Below are 2,851 nucleotides of genomic sequence, written 5' to 3'. Positions count from 1 at the left end.
CTGCTGCGGGCCCGGCTGGTGGTGCTCTGCGCCTCCACCATTGAAAGCCTGCGCATCCTGCTCCACTCCAGCCCGCCCCATCGCGCGCCGGGCCTCCCCGACCCGGCCGGTCTCACCGGTCGGGGCTTGATGGACCACGTGTCCGTTGCCCGCTTTTTCCATCTGCCCGGTGTGGCCAGTGGCGAGGCCACGGCGCCCCTCTCCGGTGCGGAGAGCTTTTTCATTCCCCACAACGGCAGCCACAGCACCGCTGCGGCCGCGGCCGGGGGCGCACCGCTGCGGGGGTACGGGTTGTGGGGCGGCGCCCAGCGCCTGGGGGCGCCGGCGCCGTTGCGGCGGGTGGGACCGGGAGCCATGGGGTTTCTGGTGGGCCATGGGGAGGTGCTCAGCCACCCGGACAATCGCGTTCAACTGGACCCCATCCACCGTGACCATTGTGGTCTGCCGGTCCCCATGATTCGCTGCCGCTGGCGATCCGCGGAATACGCCTTGCTGCGTTCCATGATGCGCCACATGGAGGAAGTGGTGCGGGTCAGCGGCGGGGTGACCGCGGGCCTGCCGGAGTTGGTGCGGATGCCCGGCATTGCCGGTCTGGTGCGGGCGGTGGAGGCCCGTCATCGCCACGGGGCGCCGCCAGGCTACTACATCCATGAAGTGGGGGGGGCGCCCATGGGGCACAACCCTCAAGACAGCGTACTGGATTCCTGGAATCGCCACTGGCACTGCCCCAACCTGCTGGTGACGGATGGCGCCTGCTGGGTGAGTTCCGGTTGGCAAAGCCCCACCCTCACCGCCATGGCCCTCACCCGCCGCGCCTGCCAGGCCGCGGCCCGGCGTCTGGGTCACGGTGGAGCGTGACGTGAAGGCAATGGGGTGGATCAGCCATTCAGCTTCAACACTGCCATAAACGCCTCCTGAGGCACCTCCACCTTGCCCATGGCCTTCATGCGTTTTTTCCCCTTGGCCTGTTTTTTGAGCAGTTTCTTCTTGCGGGAAATATCACCGCCGTAGCATTTTGCCAGCACGTCCTTGCGCATGGCGGAAATGGAGGTGGCGGCGATCACCCGGGAACCAATGGCTGCCTGGATGGGGATTTTGAACTGTTGCCGTGGCACCAGTTCCTTGAGTTTATCCACCAGGGCTCTGCCGATCCCATAGGCTTTGTCCCGATGCACGATGGTGGTGAGAGGATCGGCCCGTTCACCGTTGATTAAAACATCCAGCCGCACCAACTGATTCTCACGATAGCCAATCAATGTATAATCCATGGAGGCATATCCCTTGGTGCGGGATTTGAGCTGGTCAAAGAAATCATTCACCACCTCAGCCAAGGGCAATTCATAGATCAGCATCACCCGTTCCTTGGTGATGTATTTCATATCGGTGAATTCACCGCGCCGTTCCTGGCACAGCTCCATCAAGGCGCCGTTGTAACTGTTGGGGGCATAGATCTCAAGGCGCACATAAGGCTCTTCAATGGAGAGGCGCTGTTGAGGGTCCGGCAGGCTGGCCGGGTTATCCACAAGCTGGATGGCTCCATCCAGACACACCACCCGGTAGATCACCGATGGGGCGGTGACAATCAGATCCAGGCCGTATTCCCGCTCCAGCCGCTCCTGCACCACGTCCATGTGGAGCAAACCCAGAAATCCGCACCGGAAGCCAAACCCCATGGCGCTGCTGGTTTCCGGTTCATGGTGCAAGGCGGCGTCGGAAAGCTTGAGCTTTTCCAGGGCATCCCGCAGATCAGGGTATTGATCCGCTTCCGTTGGAAACAACCCACAGAACACCATGGGTTTGGCTTCGCTATAGCCAGGCAGGGGGTGGTCCGTGGGGGCGGCCGCCGTGGTGATGGTGTCCCCCACCCGGGCATCGGCCACCGCCTTGATGGAAGCGGCCAGGTAGCCCACTTCTCCGGCGTGCAACTGCTCCACCTGCTGTTGATCGGGGGCCATGACCCCCACTTCGTCCAGGTTGTAGCGCTTGCCGGAGGCCATCAGCAGGATGGCGTCCCTGGCGCCAATGACTCCGGCCATCACGCGGAAGTACACCACCACGCCCCGGTAGGGGTCATAGTAGGAATCAAAGATGAGGGCGGCAAGGGGTTCCGCGGTGCGCTCGGCGGGAGCGGGAATGCGCTCGACGATGGCTTGTAGAATCTCGCCGATGCCCAGACCTGTCTTGGCGGAGCAGGTAATGGCCGCGCTGGCGTCCAGGCCGATGACCTCCTCGATTTCCCCCTTGACCCGCTCCGGTTCGGCGCCGGGAAGGTCAACTTTGTTGAGCACCGGGATGATCTCCAGGTTGTTCTCAAGGGCCAGGTAGACGTTGGAGAGGGTCTGGGCCTCCACCCCCTGGCTGGCGTCCACCACCAGCAGGGCCCCTTCACAGGCCTGCAAGCTGCGGCTCACCTCGTAGGAAAAGTCCACGTGGCCAGGGGTATCAATCAGGTTCAGGCAATAGGCCTGCCCATCCCCGGCCCGGTGCATCATGCGGGCCGCCTGGAGCTTGATGGTGATGCCCCGCTCCCGCTCCAGGTCCATGGTGTCCAGGAACTGGTCCTGCATGTCCCGGGGGGCCACGGCGCCCGTATCTTGCAGCAGCCGGTCCGCCAGGGTGGATTTGCCGTGGTCGATGTGGGCAATGATGCAGAAGTTGCGGATGTGGGAGGTGGGAACGTCGGTCATCGGCAACGCCAGCCTGCTGGCCAACGGTGGGTCAAGGTGGGGCCATGGTAAGGCCTCAGCAACATCGCCCCACGGGGGACTGCGCCCGCCGTCCCCTGGACGGGGCCATGGCCCGGCGCCGCCCTTTGCCCTTGGCGTGCGTAAGGGGGAAGTCAGAGCTTGGC

General features: G+C 63.9%; 2 protein-coding genes. One reads left to right on the top strand and one right to left on the bottom strand.

The annotated features are described in order from the left end of the window. Positions 1-858 (top strand): GMC oxidoreductase (locus BG35_RS0108610; protein ID WP_025782503.1); only part of this gene is annotated, 858 nt, incomplete at its 5' end. Positions 859-878: 20 nt separating this feature from the next. Here the strand turns inward: BG35_RS0108610 and lepA are convergent. After that, positions 879-2,687, bottom strand: coding sequence for a translation elongation factor 4 (lepA, locus tag BG35_RS0108605; protein ID WP_025782502.1), 1,809 nt, complete (start codon positions 2,685-2,687; stop codon positions 879-881). Positions 2,688-2,851 lie beyond the last annotated feature (164 nt).

It is taken from the genome of Candidatus Synechococcus spongiarum SH4, assembly GCF_000586015.1.
GTDB classification, from domain to species: Bacteria; Cyanobacteriota; Cyanobacteriia; order PCC-6307; family Cyanobiaceae; genus Synechococcus_B; species Synechococcus_B spongiarum_F.
This window is presented reverse-complemented; position numbering and strand designations above follow the sequence as displayed.